The organism is Segatella oris (genome assembly GCF_900637655.1).
In the GTDB taxonomy this organism is placed as follows: domain Bacteria; phylum Bacteroidota; class Bacteroidia; order Bacteroidales; family Bacteroidaceae; genus Prevotella; species Prevotella oris.
Window position 1 is genome coordinate 1834271 of the sequence record NZ_LR134384.1, and the last position, 25152, is coordinate 1859422.

The following is a 25152-nucleotide window of genomic DNA, read 5'->3' on the forward strand; positions in this document are numbered from 1 at the left end:
TTCTTTCTTGATTAAAATATCTATCTTTGCATATTGTAACAAGGGGAAAAAGATATCCCGCATAATTGAAAATATCAAGTATGAAACCAACAGCGATACTACTGCTCCACTGCCCTGATGAACAAGGTATCATCTGTGAGATAACCAAGTTTATCACAGACAATCATGGCAATATTGTCTATCTTGACCAATATGTTGATTGTGAGGACAGCATGTTTTTTATGCGTTTGGAATGGGATTTGGAGAATTTCATGATACCAAGAGAGAAGATTGAGGATATCATAAACACGCTCTACAAAGTACGCTACAACATGAATTTCAATCTTTATTTTAATGATGAGAAGCCACGCATGGCTATCTTTGTCAGCAAGATGAGTCATTGTTTATACGATCTTTTGGCACGCTACAAGGCTGGTGAATGGAATGTAGAGATTCCATGTATCGTGAGCAACCACGAAGATTTGAGTTATGTTGCCAAGCAGTTCGGCATTCCTTATTATGTCTGGTCTATCAAGAAAGACCACAGCAATAAGGCCGAAGTGGAAGCTGCAGAGATGGAACTTCTGAAGAAGGAACGGGTGACATTTATCGTTTTGGCACGCTACATGCAGATCATCAGTGATGATATGATCAAGAGTTATCCCTATCATATCATCAATATTCACCATTCGTTCCTTCCAGCCTTCGTGGGCGCTAAGCCATATCATCAAGCCTGGGAACGGGGTGTCAAGATTATCGGGGCCACAAGCCACTATGTCACGGCAGAACTTGATGCAGGACCAATTATTGACCAAGATGTCACACGTATTTCCCATAAAGATACCCCCGAAAGTCTTGTGCTGAAAGGAAAAGATTTGGAAAAGATTGTATTAAGCCGTGCTGTGACAAAGCATATTGAACGAAAGATACTGGTTTACCACAACAAGACAATTATCTTTTCATAGGTTACAAGATTAAAAGACACACAAAATTACATGATAAAATAAAGCAATAATAATAAAATGAGTCTGATAGATTATAAAAACATAGACATATATCAAGGTGACAGTCTGATTCTCAGAAATGTAGACTTTCACGTTGACGAAGGTGAGTTCATGTATATCATCGGTACAGTCGGCTCGGGGAAATCGAGTCTACTCAAAACTTTTTATTGTGAACTTGACATCTACCATGAAGATGGTAATGAAGGAGAGAAAGCCGAAGTGCTTGGCCGTGATATAATCACCTTAAAACGCCATGACATACCCGCACTGCGCCGAGAAATGGGGATTATCTTCCAAGATTTCAAGCTTCTACACGAAAAATCTGTACGTAAAAACCTGGAGTTCGTGTTGAAATCTACTGGTTGGAAAGATAACAAAGAAATCAATGAGCGTATTGAAAGTGTGTTAACCGATGTCGGCATGCTCGATAAAATAGATAAACTGCCTCATGAACTTTCAGGAGGGGAACAACAACGTGTGGCCATTGCACGTGCCATTCTGAATAAGCCTAAAATCATCATCGCAGACGAACCTACAGGAAATCTCGACCCAGAGACCGCCTGCAAGATTATTAGCCTGCTGAAAAACATCACGACAACAGGCACGGCCGTCGTCATAACCACACACAATATTCCAATGCTCAACAAGTATCCTGGCATTGTCTACAGATGCAAAAATGGTGTAATTAATGATGTGACCACTGAATACAACAAAATGGATCTCAGTGAAGATGCAGCATACAATGACCAATGAAACAAATGTAAAACTCTGAAATCAAATATATTACTATCATGAAAGTAATGAAATTTGGGGGCACTTCCGTTGGTTCGCCAAAAAGGATAAAGGAAGTATCTTCTCTCATAACAGAAACTGGTGAGCCAACATTTATTGTTCTCTCGGCCATGAGCGGCACAACAAACTCTCTTGTCGAAATATCTAACTATCTCTACAAGAAAAATCCTGACGGTGCAAACGAGATAATCAACTGCCTTGAAAATAAATACATGCTTCATGTTGAGGAACTTTATACTACTGAAGTCTACAAGCAGAAGACACGTGAATTCCTACATGATGAATTTGATTATCTGCGCTCGTTCACCAAAAATCTCTTTACGAGTTTTGAAGAGAAAAGCATTGTCGCTCAGGGAGAAATCATGAGTACAAACATGGTGGTAAACTACCTGCAAGAGAATGGTGTCAAAGCCGTATTGCTCAATGCTCTCGACTTTATGCGAACTGACAAGAATGGAGAACCAGACCTACAGACCATCAAGGAAAAGCTATCTGAAATCATGAAAGCCAATGAAGGATATCAAATCTATCTTACTCAGGGTTTCATCTGCCGTAATGCCTATGGTGAGATTGACAATCTGCTGCGTGGAGGAAGTGACTATACTGCCTCTTTGGTTGGTGCTGCGCTTCCTGCAGAGGAAATTCAGATATGGACGGATATTGACGGCATGCACAACAACGACCCGAGGGTTGTTGAAGATACGGAGGCACTCCACCAATTAAACTTTGACGAAGCTGCAGAACTTGCCTATTTTGGTGCTAAAATCCTCCACCCTACTTGCGTCCTGCCTGCAAAGTATGCCAATATCCCCGTGAGATTAAAGAACACCATGGATCCTAAAGCCGAAGGAACACTTATCAATAACGTTGTTGTCAAAGGAAAATTCAAGGCCGTAGCTGCTAAAGATAATATTACTGCAGTGAAGATAAAGAGTAGCCGAATGTTATTGGCAACAGGTTTCCTTCGAAAAATATTTGAGATTTTCGAAAGCTATCAGACCCCTATTGATATGATTACCACCAGTGAAGTTGGCGTATCTATGAGCATAGACAACAATACGCATTTGGACGAAATCGTTAATGAACTAAAGAAGTACGGTACGGTGACTGTCGACACAGACATGTGCATTATCTGTGTTGTAGGCGATCTCGATTGGAACAATCTTGGCTTCGAAAGCCAAGCTCTTGATGCTATGAAGAATATCCCCGTGCGCATGATTTCATATGGCGGAAGCAATCATAACATCTCATTCCTGATTAGAGAAGCAGACAAAAAGCAAGCTCTTCAAAGCTTAAGTGCAATCCTCTTTGCCAACAAATAGAAGCATTCATGACGAAAGGAATTTTCAATATTGAGAAGTTTCAGAGGTTATCAACGCCTTTCTACTACTACGATACGGAGTTACTGCGAAGAACTTTGACAGAGATCAAGACCGAAGCCAACAAACACAGCAACTACATCGTACACTATGCTATCAAGGCAAATGCCAACACCAAGCTTCTCAAAATCATTCATGAGGCTGGTCTTGGGGCCGACTGTGTCAGCGGAGGCGAAATTAAAGCTGCACTTGAGGCTGGCTTCCCTGCCTCTGAAATTGTCTATGCCGGCGTGGGCAAAAGCGATTGGGAAATCAATCTTGGACTCGATAATGAAATATTCTGCTTCAATGTAGAAAGTATTCCCGAACTGGAAGTCATCAATGAACTGGCTGGAACCAAAGGGAAGATGGCTAATGTAGCTTTCAGAATAAACCCTGATGTAGGAGCACACACTCATTCAAACATTACGACAGGCTTGGCCGAAAACAAATTTGGCATTGCCATGCGTGATATGGAGAGCATCATCAATCGTGCTTTACATATGAAACATGTAAAATTCATAGGTCTACACTTCCATATCGGAAGTCAAATTCTTGACATGTCCGATTTCGTTGCACTTTGCAGACGCATCAATGATTTACAAAACCAATTGGAAAAACATGGTATATCCGTCAGACACATTAATGTCGGGGGTGGATTAGGCATTGACTATGAACACCCAGACAAATCAGCTATCCCCGATTTCAAAGCCTATTTCGACACTTATGCCAAATACTTGAAACTTCGGCATGGACAACAGCTACATTTCGAATTGGGACGTGCAGTCGTTGGACAATGTGGAAGTCTCATTACCCGAACACTCTATGTGAAACAGGGAGATACTAAGCAATTTGCTATCGTTGATGCTGGTATGACAGAGCTTATACGACCTGCTCTCTATCAGGCTGTTCATAAGATAGAAAATATCAGTAGTAATAGGCCCACCGAGATTTATGACGTTGTGGGGCCCATATGTGAGACCAGTGATGTCTTTGCCAAGGATGTTCTATTGAACAAAACATACCGCGGGGATCTACTTGCCATCCGAAGTGCTGGCGCTTATGGTGAGATTATGGCCAGCCAATACAACTGCCGAAAACTTCCCAAAGGATATACTACAGAGGATTTATAATTCCTCTGACGTGATACGAGAATAAATTTATGATAATAGATCAACTTACATTAATTTTAGGATTTTCCATTATCTTGCTGGCAATCATCGCATTGCTGACCAGTCCTTTTCTGTGCAAAATCAAGTCACAGAACAGAGAAAATATAGAAACAGAACTTCCTCCCATCAGCATCATCATCCCCACACACGACAATTTCTCAGAGCTACAACGCAATCTACCAATATTCTTACGTCAGCAATATGCAGGTAGCTATCAAGTGATAGTTGTGGCAGACAAAGGTGATCACGAGACAGAAAACCTCATGAAACGGCTGATGAGTGAGTATAATAATCTATATGCTACCTATCTGCCCGATTCTTCACGCTATATGAGCCGTATAAAATTAGCTATTACGCTTGGTGTAAAAGCCGCCAAGACTGATTGGATATCCATTACTGATCCAACCTGTAGGCCTGCCGATGAATCTTGGTTGACTTCATGGGGACAAAACATGACAGCCGACACAGACTTTGTCATGGGCTACGTGGCTCTCGACAATAAGACTCCCGCCACCTGGCGCTTTGAACATGCACTTAAAGCCAACAAATGTTTACGTGCCGGCCAGCGTGGAAAAACATGGGCAACCAACTGCCAGAATATCGCATTCCGAAAGAGTCACTTTATGAAAGGAGAAGGCTTCCGTGGCAATCTACAATTGATCCGCGGCGAATACGATTTCCTTGCCAACAAATATGGGCGAAACAATGCCACACGCATTGATATTCGTAGAAGTTCATGGCTGTATGAAGAAGATCCAAGCAAAAAGACATGGTACAATCGTAAAATCTATTTTCGCGCTTCCAAGCCATTACTCAAAGGCTATATGGGAAATCGCCTTTGTACCCTCTTTGAAAATATGACACTACATCTCAGTTTCCTTGCTTCTCTTACATGTGGCGTTTTTGCTGGCATTATGCAGAACTGGATATTGCTCGGATGCGCATTCTTTTCTCTATTACTCCTTATTACCGGACGCACAATCCTTGCCTCCAAAGCCATTTCTCACCTTGACGAAAACATCAGGAAAGGAAGCATGTTCTTCCTTGAGATGCTATTGGCATGGCGAAACCTCAGATATAAGTTCTGCTATATACACGCTGACAAAAGTGATTTCACAAGTCATAAATTATAGACAACAACATGCGCATCAGATTTTTTCATCCCCCGCTTGAAGCAAATAGACAACAGGCTGCATTCATAGAAGTATTGCAAAAGGCATGGGAAGCCAATCAAACAACGTTGGCGGATGACCAAAAATATGATCTTCTGCACGTCTTGGGAAGGCCTTCACATGAGGTTGTAGAAAAAATCCGTTGTGCAAAGAAGAAACGCATTCCCATTTTATATTCTCCATTGTCTGAGATTGCACCATGGAGTGAGAAACCTATTAATCACTCACTTGCCAAGCAACTGTTCATACACACCACAGGCAAAGCTGAATACGACTATATCAAGAAAAGATATTCCGATGCCAATGTCATCCTGATGAAGAATCCGGCTGTTACTGTTGATACCACACAGACGCTCTTCAATAGTGAATTGCAACAGTTATACCAGCAAATCCTGAAACAACATGATGAACAGGTTAAAGCTGATATCGATACCAGTATCACTAAACTGAAAACTCCTATCGACGATGAAATCATGCATGCTGTGCTCAAAGGTTTTCTCTATCTGCATTATAAATACGGTCGCCGTCAAATTCTCCAACAAGATATAGATGCTCAAAGTCAACTGATGCTCACCGCTGATTATGACGAAGATAAATTAGGGACTATTCTCAAAGAACTTAAGCTTTATAGATTTGTCTCCGGTTTAGAGACTGTCATGGAAAAAAAATCACAACTCACGGAGGGCTTCATGCCCATCCCTGCCACAAATGGTCGTTTAACTAAACATATTAACTCAGCAACATTATGAAGAAATACAACATTGAAAAAGATATGCGTTATCTGCAATTGTTGGCCAATTCTTTTCCAACAATAGCTAATGCAAGTACAGAAATCATCAACCTGCAGGCCATTCTCAACCTACCCAAGGGCACTGAACATTTTTTGGCCGACATACATGGTGAATATGAAGCTTTTCAACATGTATTGAAAAATGCATCTGGAAATATCAAACGAAAAGTGAACGAACTCTTCGGAAACACTCTTCGCGAACAAGAAAAACGGGAACTCTGCTCACTGATTTACTATCCAGAACAGAAACTCGAATTAGTCAAAGTCACAGAAGAGGATATCAACGACTGGTATCACATCACGCTTCATCAACTCGTAGCAGTCTGCCGGACTGTTTCCAGCAAATACACACGCTCAAAAGTAAGGAAGTCTCTACCTGCCGACTTTTCTTATATCATACAGGAATTGCTGCATGAACACACCGAGAACAATTCAAACAAGACTGCTTATGTCAACGTGATAGTTGATACCATCATTTCGACTGGGCGTGCAGATGACTTCATCATTGCCATATGTAACGTTATCCAAAGATTAGCTATCGACCAACTGCACATTCTGGGCGATATTTATGACCGTGGCCCGGGTGCACATATCATCATGGACACCATGGCTGGCTACCATAGTTGGGACATACAATGGGGTAATCACGATATTCTCTGGATGGGGGCTTGCGCAGGGAATGATGCCTGTATCTGTAATGTCATCCGTCTGAGCCTGCGCTATGCCAATCTCACAACCCTTGAAGAAGGATATGGCATCAATCTCGTCCCATTAGCCACATTCGCCATGGAAGTCTACAAGGACGATCCCTGTGAGGAGTTCATGCCGCGTCTCAGTGGCGGAGCAAAGCAGGTGGATGAGAAAACACTCCGCCTGACAGCCCAGATGCATAAGGCTATTGCCGTCATACAATTCAAGGAAGAAGCTCAACTCTTTGAAGCCCATCCCGAGTGGAAAATGCAAGACCGTGAACTTTTCAAGATGATAAACTACGAAAAAGGTACGATATTGCTTGACGGGAAGGAGTATCCTCTGACGAGCTGTAACTTCCCGACGATTGATCCCAAGCATCCCTGCGCACTCACATTCGAAGAAAAAACCTTGATGGGAAAACTGCATCATTCCTTCCGTGTCAGTGAGAAACTCCACAAACATATCCGTCTCATGTTACAACATGGATGCATGTATGCCATTCGCAATGACAACCTGCTGTTCCACGCCTCAATTCCTCTTAACGATGATGGAACACTGAAAGAAGTTGAAATTGAACCTGGAAGAAAATATAAAGGGCGTGAACTCATGCAACAGACAGGCATGCTCATACGCGCGGCTTTCCAAGACGACAGTACATTGGAAGAAAAAAAATATGCCATTGACTACTTCATTTACCTTTGGTGTGGCCCAAACAGTCCCCTTTTCGACAAGGATAAAATGGCTACCTTTGAACGCTATTTCATTGCCGACAAATCTACCCACAAAGAAGAAAAAGGGAACTATTTCCTATTGCGTGACAATGAAAAGATTGTAGACTATATCCTTGATGCTTTCGGTGTGAAGGGAGCCAACCGACATATCATCAACGGACATGTGCCCGTGCATGTGGCCAATGGTGAGAACCCCATTAAGGCTTCGGGGAAACTGATGGTCATCGATGGCGGTTTTTCCCAAGCCTACCACAAAGAAACGGGCATCGCCGGGTACACATTGGTTTATCACAGCCGCGGTTTCCAACTTGTACAGCACGAACCTTTCACGAGTGCAGCCGATGCCGTTCAGCGTGGAACAGATATCAAGTCTACGACCCAGATTGTTGAGATGAGCAGTCACAGAATGCTTGTTGCCGATACCGACAAGGGCATAGAACTCAAGAAACAGATTGAAGATCTTGAAGAACTTCTCTATGCCTACCGCCATGGTATCATCGGAGAAAAAGAAAGCAAGAAGTAAAATCTTTGTATATCCACAAAACAATCCTTCAGCTATCTCACTTTTATAGAGGTAGCTGAATAATTAATACGTGAGTTCGGCGTATCTCCTGTCTGCAAAAGCTTTCCGAAGATCCTATCCGCGAAAGGTTTCATATTTTATTTACCCTTTATGCTTAGACTTTGAAGAGTGCTTCTTATGGTCGAGCCACACAATCAACACGATAAGTCCACAGCAAGCCACGAAATCAAGCATCCAGCTCCAATTGATTGACAGTGCAGCCTCTTGGATAAGTGCTACTAACTCCGAAAAACTACCGCCCCGCTGGAGGAAAGAAAAGAACATCAGCCCGAATAATGCCAGAAAACTATTAAAGAAAACAGACACCATCATCTTTAATTTCCACTTAAAGGAAGCTTTCTCACCTCCTTCCTTAAAGTAGCCTTTTCCTATAAGGAAGATAGAATAACAGGCAGGGACAAGAATCAAGATGATTCCGCCAGGAATACGTCCAATATACCAGTTGAGTAAAAGTGTTTTTAGGGATAAATAATGTTCCGAAGCCACATAAAGCAAGAGTAATATCCCATAGGCAAACATCATTCCCAGCGAATATTTCCCAACTCCACTCTTTATCTTGTCTAAACAAAACTCTTTGAAGCCCAGTAATATCCCCACCCAAACGAGCAACAGCAGCCCACCAAGCAAAAAAGCAATCGTACGATTCATACTTTCTATTTGCGATTAAAAAGATACGTTTTCACTAAAACAAGTCCCTCTATCTGAAAGGAAACTCATATGTAAAGTTATGAAAAAGATTTCACCCCTACAACTTTTCCAGCTACTTTCATATACCGACTCACGTAATTAATAAATAATTCTCGTTCAAAAAATATCAGCTAAGACCGCCCCCTGTTTAGGATAAGATAAAATAAGGTACCATGACATGGCATTGTAATTTGTATTGAATCACCTCACAATTTAAGTCATTTCACCGTGTGATTTGAGTCAAAAAGCAGTGTAATCTCTATCAAATTACCATGCAAACTGATATGGATTACACTAATTGGGAATACATCTTTGCTCGTAATAGTTCCCATTGCGTATCCCAAACTTGGGAAAGATTGGGAGTTAAATCTTAAAACGGTTACGATGCTTGGCGCGCGACGGCGCCATATTATCAAGACTTCCACCGAAGCCTTTGAAACTATCCCCCGTAAATCCCCCTCCTGTAGAATGTGCAAAGCCACGGTATTGCGCCCACCTGTCCACGATACGGCTGACATAATCTACTGTTTCATGACCACGCATATAACCATACTTCACCACTGGATCATTATAATAAGGCGGAGTGCTCAGCCGCAAGACAAACTCCCGAACATCACTCCAAGAATAAGGATTGCGCCCATATTTACGTGCCAAAGCCATGGCATCTCGAATATGGAAGTAGCCTCCATTGTAACTGGCCAATACATAATAGCTCCGTTCTATCGGATTAGAAACATCAGAAAAGTGTTTAGACAATTCATAAATATACTTGGCAGCTGCAGCTATATTCCGTTCGGGATCATATATTTCTGTACGCGACAACCCCAGATGGTCTGCTGTCCGTGGCATAATCTGCATCAGTCCACAGGCTCCTGCCCATGAATGTGCCTGTGGGTCAAACGTTGACTCCTGATAACATTGAGCCGCCATTAGGCGCCAATCCCAGCCTGCCATGGGTGCATACTGCCTGAAATAAGGATCCCAACGGGAGATGATGCCTTCTGATCTATTCAACATCGGCGAATAAACATGACGTGTCACGCTACGCGTAGAAAGCAAGAAATTTTCTTCTTTCTTCAGAGCGGCTATCATCTGCGGACGAAACCAATGGTTCAGTGAGTCTGCTAATTCCGTGTTATCCAATTGCACAGCCCATTGTGCATGCAAAGAATCTATCTTTACGCCGCAATACTCTACATTCTTATAGCGTCGCGGTAAAGGGAAAGCGATGAGGTCTCCATCGCCAGCCTGTAATCTTCTCACCATCTCCATGGTATCCTTGCAGACCTCTACTCGAAGCGAGACTCCCATTTTCTGGGCAAACTTTTCTGCCAAAAGATATTGAAGCCCCATGCCTCTACCATGATAATCATAGTAGGTTTCGGGGCCAGACATGGTGAGCACTATAAGCTCTCCGTTACTCAGAATATCCGAAAGAGTGAAGTTTCCCTGCTTGGGCAGAGAGTCACCCTCACCGATAACCTCGCCCCAAGGAGTCACTATCTTTTCTTTTCGTTCTTTACAGGAAGCCAACAACACAAGCATCAGCAATCCTCTAAGGCATAAAGCATATAAATGGCGCATAAGCGTTGATACGTTCTTAATAATACAGAAGGCATGACAGCCTATGGTCACAAAATTACAACATAATTTGGAAATATCCATTAAAAAGCATATTTTTGCACGGTAATTCCTGTTATAAAAGGAATTATCAATACTCACGTCAGGCTTTCAGCATCTATATGATGCGGCCTCTATTTCGTGACATCAACACATTAAAAACAGCGAATCATGAAAGAAATCAAAGCACTCTGCCGTCAGAATATATGGAATTTACCTTCCTATACTGCTATTGAAAGCGAGCATTCAGAACAGCAGGACATGCTGCTCCTGAACGCAAATGAAAATCCGTATAACAAGCCATTCAACCGCTATCCCACTCCACAACAACAGGAACTCAAACTGTTGATTTCATCCGTAAAAGGCGTTCCTGCTGCTAATATCTTTTTGAGCAATGGAAGCAATGAGGCTATCGACATGACTTTCCGCATCTTTTGCGAGCCTGGGGTCGACAATGTTGTTGCCATTTCTCCTACTTACGATATGTACAGACGATGTGCTGAACTCAATAATATTGATTATCATTCTGTCCTGCTTGACGAGCACTACCAAACAACGGCCGACAACCTACTCGGTGCTTGCAATGAACACACTAAATTAATATGCATTTGTTCACCCAATAATCCTACGGGAAACACGATAGACCATACCGTAATTAAACAAGTTCTCTATTCTTTCCAAGGCATTGTCATCATCGATGAAGCCTATATTGACTTTGCAAACAGCCCTTCATTCGTCAAGGAACTGGCGCAATATCCAAACCTCATAGTGCTCAACACGATGAGCCACGCCTGGGGATTAGCCGCTATCCGATTAGGCATGGTCTTTGCCGATAAGCCCATTATAGATTTGTTCAATAAAGTTGCTATGCCCTACAACATAAACGCATTGACCCAACAGCAAGCTATTGAAGCACTGAAAGATCCTTTTGAAACCGCCAAACGGGTAAGTCTCATTCAACAAGAACGCGCGAGAATGCTGTCAGCTTTCCAGGCTCTTCCTTGCTGTAAAAAAGTCTATCCTACGGAAGCAAACTTCTTCTTGGCCCAGATGATTGATGCACAAGCCATATATGATTACTTGCTTCATCAAGGTATTGCAGTGCATAACTGCGCACACATTGAACATTGTGAAAACTGTCTCCGCATCACTATCGGTACGAAAACAGAAAACCAAGCATTGCTGGCTGCATTGAGAAAACTATAGACACGTGAAGTCTGTTTAAGCATCAATCTTTCTGCTTTCCCGTAGGGCGAGAAAGACGTTTTGAGGCTGTTTTTGTGTTTCTCGTAGGGCGTTAAAGCCGTTTTGAGGCTGTTTTTGTGTTTCCCGTAGGGCGAGAAAGCCATTTTGGGGGTGTTTTTGTGTTTCTCGTAGGGCGTTAAAGCCATTTTGAGGCTGTTTTTGCGTTTCCCGTAGGGCGAGAAAGTCGTTTTGAGGGTGTTTTTGCGTTTCTCGTAGGGTGAGAAAGCCGTTTTGAGGCTGTTTTTGCGTTTCCACGGGGTTGGAAATGTAATTCTCAGCGTTTTTTCAGTTTCGGCCGTGGCGGAAACGCAGTTTTTTTCATTTTTAAGCTTTCGGCCATGGCCGAAATGCAGTTTTCGCCGTTTTTCGTTTTTCGGCCGCAGCCGAAACGCTCTTTTTGCTGTTTTCTACTCTTCGGCCATGGCCGAAAGTCGATTTTCGCTGTTTTTTCAGTTTCGGCCGCGGCGGAAATACTGTTTTCACTGTTTTTTGCTCGTCCGCCGTGGCGGAAAGCCGATTTCCAACGTTTTCTCGCTTTCATCCACGGATGACGGGCATTTTTTTGCCTTTTTTTAGCTTTCATCCATGGATGACGAATGATTTTCAGCGTTTTTTCGCTTTCATCCACGGATAACGGGCATTTTTTGCCTCTTTTTCGTTTTCATCCACGGATGACGAATGATTTTCGGTAAATCCAGCATTTCGTCGACCGACGAAGAACGCTTTTCATCGTTTTTCGCATTTCGTCGGTCGACGATGAGCATTTTTCGCTGTTTTTCGCGTTTCGTCAACCGACGACGGGTGTTTTTTCGCGATTTTCGCATTTCGTCGACCGACGATGAGCATTTTCCAGCGATTTCAGTATTTCGTCGACCGACGACGAGCATTTTCCGCCATTTTTCGCGTTTCGTCGGCCGACGACAGGCTTCTCTTTGTAATACCTTTAATATAGAGGCATAAACCAACAGACCTGTCGAGTCACGAATGATTTTGTTATGACTAAGCAAGCAGACCAACAGAGAGTGGTATAACGCGATGTTGGTATTTTTTGCTTTTTAACCATTCTACTTTTTCCCTTTTTATTTTTTTTACTACCTTTGCAGGCAGAACTATTGCGTAATCGGCATTTGGTTACCTTTTTTGCATTATGACTATAAAAAATTAATTGATAAAAACTTATGAGTAAGCAAGTAGAAAAAATCAAGCAGCTTATTGCAAAACGCGAAGAGGCACGCCTTGGCGGTGGTCAGAAAGCTATCGACAAGCAGCACGAACGTGGTAAATACACTGCGCGCGAACGTATCGAAATGTTAGTTGATGAAGGCAGTTTCGAAGAATATGATATGTTCAAACTGCACCGTTGCCACAACTTCGGCATGGAAAAGAAGCAATTCTTAGGAGATGGTGTTGTTGCTGGTTCTGCAACCGTCAATGGTCGCTTGGTTTATCTTTATGCACAGGATTTTACAGTCAATGGCGGTTCATTGTCTGAAACAATGGCGCAGAAAATCTGTAAAGTCATGGACATGGCAATGAAGATGGGAGCGCCCGTTATCGGCATGAATGACTCTGGTGGTGCACGAATTCAAGAAGGAATTTCTGCATTGGCAGGCTTTGGTGAAATCTTCGAACGCAATATTCTTGCCAGCGGTGTAATCCCTCAGATCAGTGCAATCATGGGGCCATGCGCCGGTGGTGCTGTATATTCTCCGGCACTGACCGACTTCACAATCATGACAGAAGGAACTTCTTACATGTTCCTGACAGGGCCGAAGGTTGTTAAAACTGTTACGGGAGAAGAGATCGATGCCGAGCACTTAGGTGGTGCAAGCGTTCATGCAAGCAAGAGTGGTGTTACACATTTCACGGCAAAGACCGAAGAAGAGTGCATGGAACTCATCAAGACACTCCTCTCTTACATCCCTTCCAACAACACCGAAAATGCTCCTCGTGTTGAGTGCGACGACCCTATCGACCGCAAGGAAGACCTGCTCAACGAAATTATTCCGGAGGATCCCAACCAGGCATATGATATGTATAAGGTCATCAGCGCTGTTGTTGACAACGGAGAATTCTTCGAAATTCAGCCTAAGTTTGCCAAGAATATCATCACGGGCTTTGCGCGTTTCAACGGCCAGAGCGTTGGCATTGTTGCCAACCAACCTGCAGCTTATGCCGGTGTTCTTGACGTTAATGCCAGCCGCAAGGGTGCACGCTTCGTACGCTTCTGCGATGCTTTCAACATTCCAATCGTCAGTTTGGTAGACGTTCCGGGCTTCCTGCCGGGTACGGGACAGGAATATAACGCTGTCATTCTGCATGGAGCACAGTTGCTCTACGCTTATGGTGAAGCCACCGTTCCAAAGATTACAATCAATCTCCGCAAGAGCTATGGCGGTTCACACATTGTGATGGGCTGCAAACAACTCCGTTCCGACCTCAACTTCGCATGGCCATCAGCCGAGATTGCAGTAATGGGTGCAAGCGGCGCCGTAGCAATTCTCTGCGGTAAGGAAGCGAAGAAAATCAAAGAAGAAGGTGGTGATGTCAAGGCATTCCTTGCTGAAAAGGAGGAAGATTACACCGAGACTTTTGCCAATCCATATCAGGCTGCCCAGTATGGTTATATTGATGATGTCATCGAACCACGTAATACGCGCTTCCGCATTTGTCGTGGTCTGGCTCAACTCGCAACCAAGCGCCAGAATATTCCTGCCAAGAAGCATGCCTGCATGCCCATGTAATCCGGGTTGAAAACGAAAAACAATAACGTAACAAACGATGGATAAGAATATATATGCGGCTATTGCCATGGCACTCTATGAGTTTGAAGGCAATAATGTACACGACTATGAACCTGGCAAAATCACGATTGAGCCACACCATACGCTATGGAATGCCAAGTTCCTGTCATTAACCAAAAAACCATAACAGAATATGAAAGAGTTTAAATATACAATCGATGGTAAGGAATACAACGTAACCATCGGTGAAATCGATGAGAACAATGTTGCCCATGTAACTGTAAATGGCGACGATTTCAAGGTTCAGATGGAGAAGGAAGCAGAGCCTGAGAAGAAGAAAGTCGTATTGGGTAAACCTGCCCAGACCGAAGAGTCAGAAGCTGCTCCCGCCGCCAATGTCAATACCAATAACGCTGTCAAGGCTCCGCTTCCAGGCACGATTACAGCTATCAACGTAGAAGTAGGTCAGGAAGTAAAGGCCGGAGATGCAGTCGTCGTACTTGAGGCTATGAAAATGGCCAATAACATCGAAGCTGAAAAAGACGGAAAAATTACGGCAATCTGTGTCAAGATTGGCCAAACCGTGCTTGAAGAAGACCCGCTCATTGTTATCGAATAAATAAGAACAACTTTATTTATAAGAAAGAGGATATGCCTGAAAATCAAGTATATCCTCTTTTTTATCTGTCATTCAAAGCTGATATCAGCCATTCCTTATCTATAATTTAATCAATGTATAAAGCATGCCCTCTACTGAAAAAAATACAGAAAACCGAAAATCTATAATACTTTGATAGTCAACTTTAAGACTTGTTTTATCGAATTCTGTCTGCATCCCTGACTAATTTTTCGTCTGCAAGGATGGCATTACGCGCCATATGATGAAGGAAAAACGCAATAATGGGCAGACAAAAGGCAAAGCGAAGAGAGACGGATGCCGTTGATGTGAAATGGAAGAATGCAAAATAAGCATACCAAAGAACGATAAGAATCATATTAATCACACACAACTTTACCTGAAACAAACGCTGATGATACTTGAAAATAGCCCACAATGTGAGCGGACAAGTCAGCAACAACAGTGCAAAAAGTGGACTTACGAAGAATGAAATCCCTGCGTTGCTGCGTATCCAAAGATTAGTGACAATGCTGTCTGGCTCCATACCGGAAGCCTTCAAAGAGGCTATCGGAAGGCATAGACAGACAATAGTCACAATCAGAGCTGCCAATAAATACAGAGTCTGCTTACGCTGTATCATCTTATTCCTCTACGTTAGTTTCTTTCGAAGGATCGCGCCAATAGACGTTTCCTTCAATGAATTCCTCTGTTGCAAGCAGTGTTGGTTTCGGCAGTTTCTCGTAATAACGCGAGATTTCTATCTGCTCGCGGTTCTCGAAAACCTCCTCAAGAGAATCATTATAAGAAGCAAATTCAGCAAGTTTCTTATTCAAATCCTGCTTGATTTCAACAGAGATTTGATTAGAACGCTTAGAAATGATTGCTACACTCTCATAGATGTTACCGGTTTCCTTGCAGAGCTCCATGATATCACGAGTTACAGTATTAACCGGTGCTTTTGATTTCTTGTAATCCATTATTTATTTAATTGTTATTATTGTTGTCTGTAGAACTCTCTCCCGTATACTTCTTGCAACGGGCAATAAACTTCTCGGCGATGCTCTTATCCTTGGAGTCAGGGAACTGATTGATAAAGCCATAGCATTCGTCTTCAGCATCCTGATAGCGCTCCAAGCGTTTAGTTTCCACACTTTGCTCGGCAAGTTCAAACTTACTCTTCATCAACAACAGTGAAAATTCCTCACGCAAAGCAGTATAAGGATAATCTTTCAAGGCATTCTGGCAGGTGACGATACAAGCTTCATAGTTGTTACCGCCATCCGAACAGTTACCGAAATAAGGGCCAAGATTATAATAGAGTCGAGCTGAATAAAGCTCTTTCAAAACAAGCTTATCCTGCAATTCAAACAGATATTTCTGTGCCTCGGGCTTCAGTTTTGCATCGGGATAGAGATCAAGATAGGTCTGAAAAGCATTGATAGCAGATACTGTCATTGACTGATCAAGGCGCGGTTCCGGCGTACTTTTATAAAGACTCAACCCTTCATAATAATGAGCCATCTCCGCAAGATATCCTTTCGGATAAGACTGATAATAGCGTTTGAAAGCCTGGGCTGCCCCTTCATAGTCCATACTTCCATATTCGGCCATAGCCAACATATACAGACTTTCCTGTGCATTATCAGTTCCTTTCTGGATATTGATGAGGTCGGTCAGCAATGTAATAGCCTGCGTATATCTTCCTTTAGCATAGCACTCTTTAGCGAATTCATACTTGTACTGATAGTTGTCTGTCTTGTACACTTTATTGAATTCTTGGGCACAACTCGAGAAAAGTAACACCATGCATATAGGAAGTAAACCCTTTTTCTTCATATCAAACATTTTGAATTGCAAAGTTACGGACTTTTCTATGATTTGCAAAGTAAAAGATACACTTTTTCGTAAAATATTAACCTTTATAACGTATCAAGCAATATTATAATTCATTCCGACGAGTATTTTCTGATATTATAAGCCAAATAAAACTCAATCTGACACAGCTCTTTTGAGCTTGACAAAACAATACGACACCCGAAGCATGGCATTCTACAATGGTGCTTCCCATGATAAATTTAACAATAAGCATTTTATTCGGTCGCATAATTCCAAATAATAAAGTATAATTTATTTCTTTATAAATACCTTTACAAACTCTTTCATTTGCTCTGTATATTTGAAAAGCAAGTCTCCTTCATTCCAAATACGCCCTATTTTTTAGGGTTTTATAATCCTTTGACTGTCAGAAGATTATGGATTTCATTAGAAAATAAGATGCAAAATCATGCTGAAAAGCAGTGCAATTTGCATCAAAATACACTGTAATATGCCTCAGATTGGCACGCGTTTTGGCCCAAATAACGGTGTAATTCGCATCAAATTGCAACGCTTTATGAACGAAATCACCCATCAAATACTTTGGAGAGATAAAATAAAGCCTGTTTTTCAGCTTTTTCATTTCTATTTGCTCATCTCCCAAAGTGTTAAAACAGAGCATTATTATTTACACAAAAAATAAATATTTCTGCCTTTAACTGTTGTTCAGAATATGACTATCAAAATACGTTGTCTTATACTGTCAGTCTGCTATTTCTGTTCTTCATCATAATATTTTCATGAAACTGAAGAAAGATTTTACTTCGCATAAGATTGCATAATCATTGGGGATTTCGTAAATTTGCAGTTGAAACAAAGGATAATAAAGAATACATGGATTTCAAACTTACTTCAAAATACAGTCCTACCGGTGACCAACCCGAAGCCATTGAGCAATTGACAGAAGGCATCAAAGAAGGTATCCCTGCACAGGTTTTGTTGGGTGTTACCGGCTCAGGAAAGACATTTACTGTGGCCAATGTCATTGCAAACGCCAACAAGCCAACCTTGATTTTAAGTCATAACAAGACACTTGCAGCCCAGCTCTATGAGGAAATGAAGGGCTTTTTCCCTGATAATGCCGTGGAATATTATGTTTCATACTACGACTATTACCAACCCGAAGCCTATCTTCCGACCTCAGACACCTATATAGAGAAAGACCTTGCTATCAATGACGAGATAGATAAACTGCGATTAGGTGCCGTTTCTGCCCTGCTTTCCGGCCGCAAAGACGTGATTGTAGTATCGTCGGTTTCATGTATTTATGGTATGGGAGGGCCTGTTGCCATGCAGGAAAGTATCATCAAAATCAAGCGTGGACAGACACTCGACCGCAATGAGTTTTTGCGCAAACTCGTTGATGCGCTCTACGTAAGAAACGATATTGATTTGCAAAGGGGAACCTTTCGGGTGAAAGGCGACACGGTAGATATCTCCATGGCTTATAGCGACAATATCCTCCGTGTGACGTGGTGGGACGATGAAATTGACTGTATTGAGGAAGTGGACAGCGCGACTTTTCACAGCTTAGAGCGTTTTGAGACCTATGAAATCTATCCTGCAAATCTCTTCGTTACCTCGAAAGAACAGACCGAACGGGCTATCCGCATGATACAAGACGACTTGACAGAGCGCGTGGAATACTTTAACTCAATTGGTGATAACATTAAGGCTCAGCGAGTTAAAGAACGTGTGGAATATGACATGGAGATGATAAAAGAGTTGGGACATTGCAGTGGTATTGAGAACTACTCGCGCTATTTCGATGGCCGCCAGCCAGGAGAACGCCCCTATTGCCTGCTTGATTTCTTCCCAAAAGACTATCTGATGGTGATTGACGAAAGCCATGTGAGCGTGCCACAAATCAATGCAATGTACGGCGGAGACCGTGCCCGAAAGCAGAATCTCGTGGAATATGGTTTCCGATTGCCGGCAGCTTTCGACAACCGTCCATTGAGATTTGAGGAATTCCATTCACTGATTAACCAGATTATCTACGTCAGTGCAACACCGGCCAAATATGAAATAGAAGAGGCTGAGGGTGTTATTGTGGAACAGATTATCCGTCCTACCGGGCTGTTAGACCCCGAAATAGAGGTTCGTCCATCAGAAAATCAGATAGATGATCTCATGGATGAGATTCTAACACGCATTCACCGACAGGAAAGAGTGCTCGTAACAACGCTTACAAAGCGAATGGCAGAAGAACTAACAGAATATCTTTTGAACCATGAAATAAAGGCAAACTATATTCATAGTGACGTGGCAACACTCGACCGCGTGAAGATTATGAACGACCTGCGAGCCGGTGTTTTTGATGTTCTTGTTGGCGTAAACCTACTTCGCGAGGGTCTTGATTTGCCGGAAGTGTCGTTGGTTGCCATTCTCGACGCAGACAAAGAAGGTTTCTTGCGCAGTCATCGTAGCCTGACACAGACAGCAGGTCGCGCAGCAAGAAATGTCAATGGAAAGGTGATTATGTATGCCGATACTATCACGGAAAGCATGCAGAAAACTATAGACGAAACTGCACGTCGACGCAGTATACAGCTGAAATACAATGAAGATCACCATATCACACCTAAACAAATCAAGAAACAGATAGGCTCCTCATTAGCAAGTTTGTCTGTCGAAAGTAATGACAGAAAAAATGCAGCGACACAGAATGGCAAATATCCTGGCATTTATTTGGAGCCGGAGAGTGGTGCCTTTGCTGCTGATCCGATTGTAAAACGCATGTCAAAGGCAGAATTAGAGAAGAGCATTGCCAACACAACAGCTCTTATGAAGCAAGCAGCAAAAGACCTTGACTTTATTCAAGCCGCTCAATATCGCGATGAAATCATCCGCTTGCAGGAACAGTTGAAAGACAAAGTATAAAGCCCAGATGGGAGAATAGGATAGGAAAGCGATTTTTATTAATTATCGTTAAGTTTGGAAAATCAAGCGTAACGCCATCTGTTCTCTCGTCTTTTTTTAGTAATTTTGTCATATTATATTTGATTATCTTATGAAAAATCTATTCATTGCAATATGTTGTTTGGTGCCTGCTATAGGCATAGCACAGACAGTTACGCCTATTCCTGCGAACAAAGTTGAAATCTTAAAGGCCGAAGCTGCAAGGAAAGCAGCAGAAGCAAAAAAGGCAGCTGAAGAAGCAAAGCGTGCTGCTGAAGAAGCCTTGAAAGCAGCAGAAGAGGCAGAACAGGCCACACAAGCAACACAACAACAGAAAGACAGTTGGACGATACCCCAACAAACCAAGCAGCAATCTCAACCTGTTGTCTCCAAGACTACTAATCCTTACGAGGGTTATTTAGCTGGTGCTGTGCCTGAACAAGATGGGAAAGTAACTTTTGAACTCAGGAAGACTGCCACCAACATGAACGCATCTGAAATTTACAAACGCGTTTACAATGTTCTCAACAACTTAGCTCATGATGAACATCAGGCCGGGAACAGTCGCATAGCGTTGGTTAACGAAGCTGAGCATATGATTGCAGCAAAATATGAAGAATGGTTGGTTTTCTCTCAAAATCTGCTTTCTTTAGACCGTACTAAATTCAACTACACGATTGTTGCCAAGTGTCAGAACGGACAATTGGAACTGACTTTAAGTCGCATCAACTACAATTATGAAGAGGATAGGCCTTCAGGTTTCAAGGCCACAGCAGAAAATCTGATTGCTGACAGAGTAGCTCTTACCAAGAAAGGCACAAAGCTACAGCGCATGAATGCTAAGTTCAGAATGAAGACGGTAGACCGAGTGAATGAGATTTTCAACGAGATAAAACAAGCACTCAAATAAAAATATAATTCAATAAGATTATGAATCAGGAAGAAAAAACAAATATAAATGAGACGCAGTATGCCGTCAGACCGCATCACAAACAGAAGCGGTTAATAGACAACAACGATGACATGCTTAAATATCGCAACATACTTAACATCATTTTCATGGTGCTTGCCATTGTCGGTGTCATAGTATATACACAGACAGACTATAAAATTACAGCTACGATTATACTCATTGTAGCAGTAGTATTGAAGTTTATTGAGGTTGCATTACGAATGTTCCGCAAATGAAAAAAACATTCTTTTTTTTCATCTTCCTTCTTTCTACAGCACATGGTTATGCCCAGTTTGATGATGGTTTCAACCAAATAGATACTGACGGGAATACTATCCAACGTAACAACAAGAGTAAAAAAGATTCATTAGGGAGCAACAAGGAAATCCCAGAGGGTATCAAAGTATGGACTGTGGACACACGTTTCGGAGACCGAAAGGCAGCGGTTCCCGATACGATTTCACACATGTTCATGAACTCAATCTTTACAACAGGCTTACGGGGTGACTATACTACGACGGGGAATTTAGGTGCTCCACGCATAAACCGTATTGTGACTGACCGGCCTTTCGGGAGCCAGTTTATCTTCACACAGCCCTATGATTTCATCATTACCCCTATTGAACAGTTCCACTTCACGAATACTCTGTCGCCCTTTACCAATATCACTTATAACAATGCAGGCAACCGAACTAACGGCGAAGATCACCTTACAACGAAGTTTGGAGTAAATGCAGGAAAAAGGTTAGGTGTCGGCTTTAAATTCGATTATCTCTATGGAAGGGGGTATTATCAAGACCAGAGTACCGCACATTTCAACTATACCATGTATGGTTCTTACTTGGGAGACCATTATCAGGCTCACTTGTTAATGTCAACCAATCATCAAAAGGTTAGTGAGAATGGTGGTATCACTGATGACAACTATATCACGCATCCGGAAAGCTATAGTGACAAGTACTCTACGAATGAAATACCGACAGCTTTGTCGCAAAACTGGAACAGGAACGACAATCAACACATATTTCTAACGCATCGTTATAACCTCGGTTTCAGCAGGAAAGTGCCTATGACAGAAGAGGAAATCAAGGCAAAGAAGTTTGCTATGGCTTCGAAAAAGGAAAACGAAGCACAGAAACGAAAAGATAAGGCAACACAAGAGGGAAGACAGGATGACGACAAAACAGTTACCCTCCAGGGCCGTCCTGATGATGCAAAAATAATGGGGGCAGAGCCAATCTCACAGAAGAAAGATAATAATCGCGTAACCTTAGACAAACAGGCTGCAGACAGTTTGCTTGCTGCTGAAAAGAAAACGCAGGTTGACACAGCATGGATGAAGAAAGAATTTGTCCCTGCCACAAGTTTTATCCATACGCTCAAGTTCGACAACTATCGCCGTATCTATCAGGCATATAAGACTCCTACCGATTTCTATGCAAATACTTACACTGTAGATGAACCGCTAACCGGCGACTCTATCTATGATAAAACCCGCCACTATAGACTCAAAAATACATTCGCTTTATCCTTATTGGAAGGGTTTAACAAATGGGCTAAGGCGGGATTGAAAGCTTTCATTACACCGGAGTTGAGGCATTTTACGCTCCCAAGTGCTACAGGAACAGACACTTACAACGAGCACAACCTGAGTTTTGGAGCACAATTGAGTAAGAAACAAGGTAAGACTTTCCATTATGATGCCATTGCCGAGACATGGCTTACCGGTGAAGATGCCGGACAATTGAAAATCGATGGGTCAGCTGATCTCAATTTCAAACTGTTTGGAGATACTTTGACTTTAACAGCCAATGGGTTCTTCTATCGCCTAAATCCTACGTTCTATTATCGTCATTATCATAGTCGACATGCATGGTGGGACAATACAAACATGAGTAAAATCCTGCATTCAAGGATACAAGGCATTCTGAATTATCAAAAAACACGCACCACTTTACGCGTAGCAGTGGATGAAATCAAGAACTATACTTACTTTGCTTCATCCCATACAATAACAAGTGGAAAGCGTGTTAATCATGCTATTACAGTAAATCAGAACAGTGGAGCCATTCATCTGTTGACAGCATCTCTGTCGCAGGATTTCACGTTTGGACCACTTAATTGGGAGAGTGTAATTACCTATCAAAACTCAAGCAACAAGACTGTTTTGCCTGTTCCGACGCTCAATCTCTACAGTAACGTCTATCTTCGCTTTAAGATTGCTCACGTATTGCGATGTGATTTCGGGGCAGATGTGAGATATTTCACAAAGTATTATGCCCCCGATTACGTTCCAAGTTTGGGACAATATGCCGTGCAGACAAATACAAATACGACAGGAAGTGACAGCCGTGTTGAGATAGGAAACTATCCAGTAGTCAATGTTTACGCCAATTTCCACTTGAAACATACACGCTTTTTCATCATGATGAGCCATCTAAATGCAGGAACCGGCAAGAAGAATTATTTCTACACTCCACACTATCCACTCAATCAAAGCATACTTAGATTTGGATTAAGTTGGAATTTCTTCAACTGAAAATGAACGAAAACAAGATTGTCATAAATTCATTCAAAGCTTGGTTTCTGGCTTCGAGGCCAAAGACATTGACTGGGGCAGCAGTTCCCGTCATGATTGGTACCACGCTTGCCTTCAACCAAACAGGGATTGAGCAGTTTGCTGTTATCCCTGCTATACTTTGCTTTCTCTTTGCTTTCATCATGCAGATAGATGCCAATTTCATTAACGATTACTTCGATTGTCAAAAGGGAAACGACAAATCCGAGAATAGATTGGGGCCTAAAAGAGCATGCACTGAGGGTTGGATAACCTTACCTGCCATGAAAAAGGCAATTGTCATGACCACTATTCTGGCATGTGTCATTGGACTGCCACTTATTATATATGGTGGATACGGAATGCTTCTGATTGGCCTACTCTGTGTCCTCTTCTGCTTCCTCTATACGATAAAACTGTCTTATTTTGGGTTAGGCGATCTGTTGGTACTTATATTTTTCGGCATTATTCCTGTCTGCCTGACCTATTATGTCATCATGCCACAAGCAGAAAGAAATATTTCTTTAGAAGTCATTCTGGCTTCATTAGCCTGTGGTTTCGTTATCGATACTTTACTTATCGTCAATAACTATCGTGACAGAGACAACGATCGACGTGACGGGAAAATCACGCTCATTGTTCGAGTTGGTGAGAAATGGGGCACACGTCTTTATCTCTTATCGGGCCTGATTGGAGAAATCCTCATGCTATTCGTCAGTATAACCAATTCGGGAAGTACTTTTGCTCCCACCTTTTTGCTGGGATATCTGTTTCTTCACTTCTTTACTTATGAGAGAATGTTAAAGATACGGCAAGGTAAGGAACTCAATAAGGTCTTGGGAATGACAGCCCGCAACATGTTTATCTTCGGTATATTATCAACTCTGGCAATCTTAATTTAACATATGCAACAGGTATCTTTGGAAATCATGGAGTTTATTGAGCACCATATACTCCCTCGTTATACAGCTTTTGGAAAGAGTCATGGACTGCAACATGTCAATCGGGTTATCAAGAATTCCATTGAACTGGCCAATTATGTTGGTGCAGATATTAACATGGCATATGTTATTGCAGCCTATCATGACCTTGGTATGTCGGGACCACGTGCCATTCATCATCTCACCAGTGGTAAGATTTTAAGCAACGATGTACGTCTGAAGAAGTGGTTCAACAACGACCAGTTGAAAATCATGAAAGAAGCCGTTGAAGACCATCGAGCCAGTTCAAGCCACACTCCACGCACCATCTATGGCAAAATTGTAGCTGAAGCCGACCGCGATCTTGAGCCGGATGTTGTCTTCAGCCGAGCCATACAGTTTGGTCTTGAGAACTATCCTAAATTGGATAAAGAGGGACAATGGAAACGCTTTGAAAGCCACATGAATGAAAAATATTCACGAAACGGCTACATACATCTGTGGATTCCCGGAAGTCCCAATGCCAGAAAGCTCAAAGACATACAGGATACTATTGAAGATAAAGACCTGTTACGCATGAAATTTGACCTCTTATATTCAAAAGAAAATAATGAATAAATTTGGCTCTTCCAAAAAAATAATATACCTTTGCACCACGAAACACCGAAAAGCATGAGTCTCTATGCCGATATGGCTCAGTTGGTAGAGCAACGCATTCGTAATGCGTAGGTCCCGGGTTCGAGTCCCGGTATCGGCTC

Annotated in this window: 25 protein-coding genes and 1 tRNA gene; 18 read left to right on the top strand and 8 right to left on the bottom strand. The window is 42.2% G+C overall.

What is annotated here, in order from left to right:
- Positions 1-80 precede the first annotated feature (80 nt).
- The 7 genes from purU to EL210_RS07675 are packed head-to-tail and all read left to right on the top strand — an operon-like array spanning position 81 to position 8214.
- Positions 81-944, top strand: a complete 864-nt coding sequence (purU, locus tag EL210_RS07645; protein ID WP_018920339.1) for a formyltetrahydrofolate deformylase — start codon at positions 81-83, stop codon at positions 942-944.
- 57 nt (positions 945-1001) lie between these two features.
- Positions 1002-1736, top strand: a complete 735-nt coding sequence (locus tag EL210_RS07650; protein WP_018920340.1) for a cell division ATP-binding protein FtsE — start codon at positions 1002-1004, stop codon at positions 1734-1736.
- Between the two features lie 38 nt (positions 1737-1774).
- Positions 1775-3097, top strand: a complete 1323-nt coding sequence (locus EL210_RS07655) for an aspartate kinase (protein WP_018920341.1) — start codon at positions 1775-1777, stop codon at positions 3095-3097.
- Between the two features lie 8 nt (positions 3098-3105).
- On the top strand, positions 3106-4266 hold the full coding sequence (gene lysA / locus EL210_RS07660; RefSeq protein WP_018920342.1) for a diaminopimelate decarboxylase: 1161 nt from the start codon (positions 3106-3108) through the stop codon (positions 4264-4266).
- A 29-nt stretch (positions 4267-4295) separates the two neighbouring features.
- Positions 4296-5438, top strand: coding sequence for a glycosyltransferase (locus EL210_RS07665; protein ID WP_018920343.1), 1143 nt, complete (start codon positions 4296-4298; stop codon positions 5436-5438).
- An 8-nt stretch (positions 5439-5446) separates the two neighbouring features.
- A complete protein-coding gene (locus EL210_RS07670) occupies positions 5447-6226 on the top strand; it encodes a hypothetical protein (protein WP_018920344.1) in 780 nt (259 codons plus the stop codon).
- Positions 6223-8214 carry a fructose-bisphosphatase class III gene (locus tag EL210_RS07675; RefSeq protein WP_018920345.1) on the top strand — a complete coding sequence of 664 codons (1992 nt, stop codon included), beginning with the start codon at positions 6223-6225 and terminating at the stop codon, positions 8212-8214. The genes EL210_RS07670 and EL210_RS07675 overlap by 4 nt, the downstream gene beginning before the upstream one ends.
- Positions 8215-8355: 141 nt before the next feature.
- On the opposite strand, the gene EL210_RS07680 is transcribed toward EL210_RS07675, so the two are convergent.
- Together EL210_RS07680 and EL210_RS07685 are read right to left on the bottom strand one after the other, a co-directional pair.
- Positions 8356-8922, bottom strand: coding sequence for a hypothetical protein (locus tag EL210_RS07680; RefSeq protein ID WP_018920346.1), 567 nt, complete (start codon positions 8920-8922; stop codon positions 8356-8358).
- Positions 8923-9324: 402 nt separating this feature from the next.
- On the bottom strand, positions 9325-10506 hold the full coding sequence (locus EL210_RS07685) for an MltF family protein (protein ID WP_018920347.1): 1182 nt from the start codon (positions 10504-10506) through the stop codon (positions 9325-9327).
- A gap of 246 nt (positions 10507-10752) precedes the next feature.
- Between EL210_RS07685 and hisC the strand changes: the two genes are divergently transcribed.
- Positions 10753-11787, top strand: a complete 1035-nt coding sequence (hisC, locus tag EL210_RS07690) for a histidinol-phosphate transaminase (protein ID WP_018920348.1) — start codon at positions 10753-10755, stop codon at positions 11785-11787.
- Positions 11788-11802: 15 nt separating this feature from the next.
- Here the strand turns inward: hisC and EL210_RS07695 are convergent, their stop codons facing one another.
- Genes EL210_RS07695 through EL210_RS07705 form a run of 3 tightly spaced genes read right to left on the bottom strand, consistent with a single transcriptional unit; the run spans position 11803 to position 12842 of the window.
- Complete coding sequence (locus EL210_RS07695) at positions 11803-12081, bottom strand: hypothetical protein (RefSeq protein ID WP_018920349.1); 279 nt, start codon at positions 12079-12081, stop codon at positions 11803-11805.
- Positions 12082-12100: 19 nt separating this feature from the next.
- A complete protein-coding gene (locus EL210_RS13570) occupies positions 12101-12454 on the bottom strand; it encodes a hypothetical protein (protein WP_018920350.1) in 354 nt (117 codons plus the stop codon).
- On the bottom strand, positions 12447-12842 hold the full coding sequence (locus EL210_RS07705; RefSeq protein ID WP_126370221.1) for a hypothetical protein: 396 nt from the start codon (positions 12840-12842) through the stop codon (positions 12447-12449). Before EL210_RS07705 ends, EL210_RS13570 begins: the two co-directional genes overlap by 8 nt.
- Before the next feature lie 162 nt (positions 12843-13004).
- Here EL210_RS07705 and EL210_RS07710 point away from each other — a divergent pair, with 162 nt between their 5' ends.
- Genes EL210_RS07710 through EL210_RS07715 form a run of 3 tightly spaced genes read left to right on the top strand, consistent with a single transcriptional unit; the run spans position 13005 to position 15189 of the window.
- Positions 13005-14570 carry an acyl-CoA carboxylase subunit beta gene (locus tag EL210_RS07710; RefSeq protein ID WP_004376119.1) on the top strand — a complete coding sequence of 522 codons (1566 nt, stop codon included), beginning with the start codon at positions 13005-13007 and terminating at the stop codon, positions 14568-14570.
- Positions 14571-14607: 37 nt separating this feature from the next.
- Positions 14608-14757, top strand: a complete 150-nt coding sequence (locus EL210_RS13575) for a hypothetical protein (RefSeq protein WP_004370947.1) — start codon at positions 14608-14610, stop codon at positions 14755-14757.
- Between the two features lie 6 nt (positions 14758-14763).
- A complete protein-coding gene (locus EL210_RS07715; protein ID WP_018920352.1) occupies positions 14764-15189 on the top strand; it encodes an acetyl-CoA carboxylase biotin carboxyl carrier protein in 426 nt (141 codons plus the stop codon).
- Positions 15190-15385: 196 nt separating this feature from the next.
- Here the strand turns inward: EL210_RS07715 and EL210_RS07720 are convergent, their stop codons facing one another.
- The 3 genes from EL210_RS07720 to EL210_RS07730 are packed head-to-tail and all read right to left on the bottom strand — an operon-like array spanning position 15386 to position 17034.
- Complete coding sequence (locus tag EL210_RS07720) at positions 15386-15829, bottom strand: DUF4293 domain-containing protein (protein ID WP_025879846.1); 444 nt, start codon at positions 15827-15829, stop codon at positions 15386-15388.
- A 1-nt stretch (position 15830) separates the two neighbouring features.
- Positions 15831-16166: a DNA-directed RNA polymerase subunit omega gene (locus EL210_RS07725; protein WP_018920354.1), complete on the bottom strand. Its 336-nt coding sequence runs from the start codon at positions 16164-16166 to the stop codon at positions 15831-15833.
- A gap of 7 nt (positions 16167-16173) precedes the next feature.
- The gene (locus tag EL210_RS07730; RefSeq protein WP_018920355.1) at positions 16174-17034 is read right to left on the bottom strand and encodes an outer membrane protein assembly factor BamD; all 861 of its coding nucleotides are present in this window, start codon (positions 17032-17034) and stop codon (positions 16174-16176) included.
- Positions 17035-17898: 864 nt separating this feature from the next.
- Here EL210_RS07730 and uvrB point away from each other — a divergent pair.
- From uvrB to EL210_RS07770, 7 genes are all read left to right on the top strand, one after another.
- Positions 17899-19947: an excinuclease ABC subunit UvrB gene (gene uvrB, locus EL210_RS07740; protein ID WP_018920357.1), complete on the top strand. Its 2049-nt coding sequence runs from the start codon at positions 17899-17901 to the stop codon at positions 19945-19947.
- A 130-nt stretch (positions 19948-20077) separates the two neighbouring features.
- Positions 20078-20875, top strand: a complete 798-nt coding sequence (locus tag EL210_RS07745; protein ID WP_018920358.1) for a DUF4468 domain-containing protein — start codon at positions 20078-20080, stop codon at positions 20873-20875.
- A gap of 20 nt (positions 20876-20895) precedes the next feature.
- Positions 20896-21153, top strand: a complete 258-nt coding sequence (locus EL210_RS07750) for a hypothetical protein (protein WP_018920359.1) — start codon at positions 20896-20898, stop codon at positions 21151-21153.
- Positions 21150-23456, top strand: a complete 2307-nt coding sequence (locus tag EL210_RS07755; RefSeq protein ID WP_018920360.1) for a putative porin — start codon at positions 21150-21152, stop codon at positions 23454-23456. The genes EL210_RS07750 and EL210_RS07755 overlap by 4 nt, the downstream gene beginning before the upstream one ends.
- 2 nt (positions 23457-23458) lie before the next feature.
- Complete coding sequence (gene menA, locus EL210_RS07760; protein WP_018920361.1) at positions 23459-24376, top strand: 1,4-dihydroxy-2-naphthoate octaprenyltransferase; 918 nt, start codon at positions 23459-23461, stop codon at positions 24374-24376.
- A gap of 3 nt (positions 24377-24379) precedes the next feature.
- Positions 24380-25012, top strand: a complete 633-nt coding sequence (locus EL210_RS07765) for an HD domain-containing protein (RefSeq protein ID WP_025879848.1) — start codon at positions 24380-24382, stop codon at positions 25010-25012.
- 66 nt (positions 25013-25078) lie between these two features.
- A tRNA-Thr gene (locus tag EL210_RS07770) sits at positions 25079-25151 on the top strand.
- Position 25152: the final 1 nt, after the last annotated feature.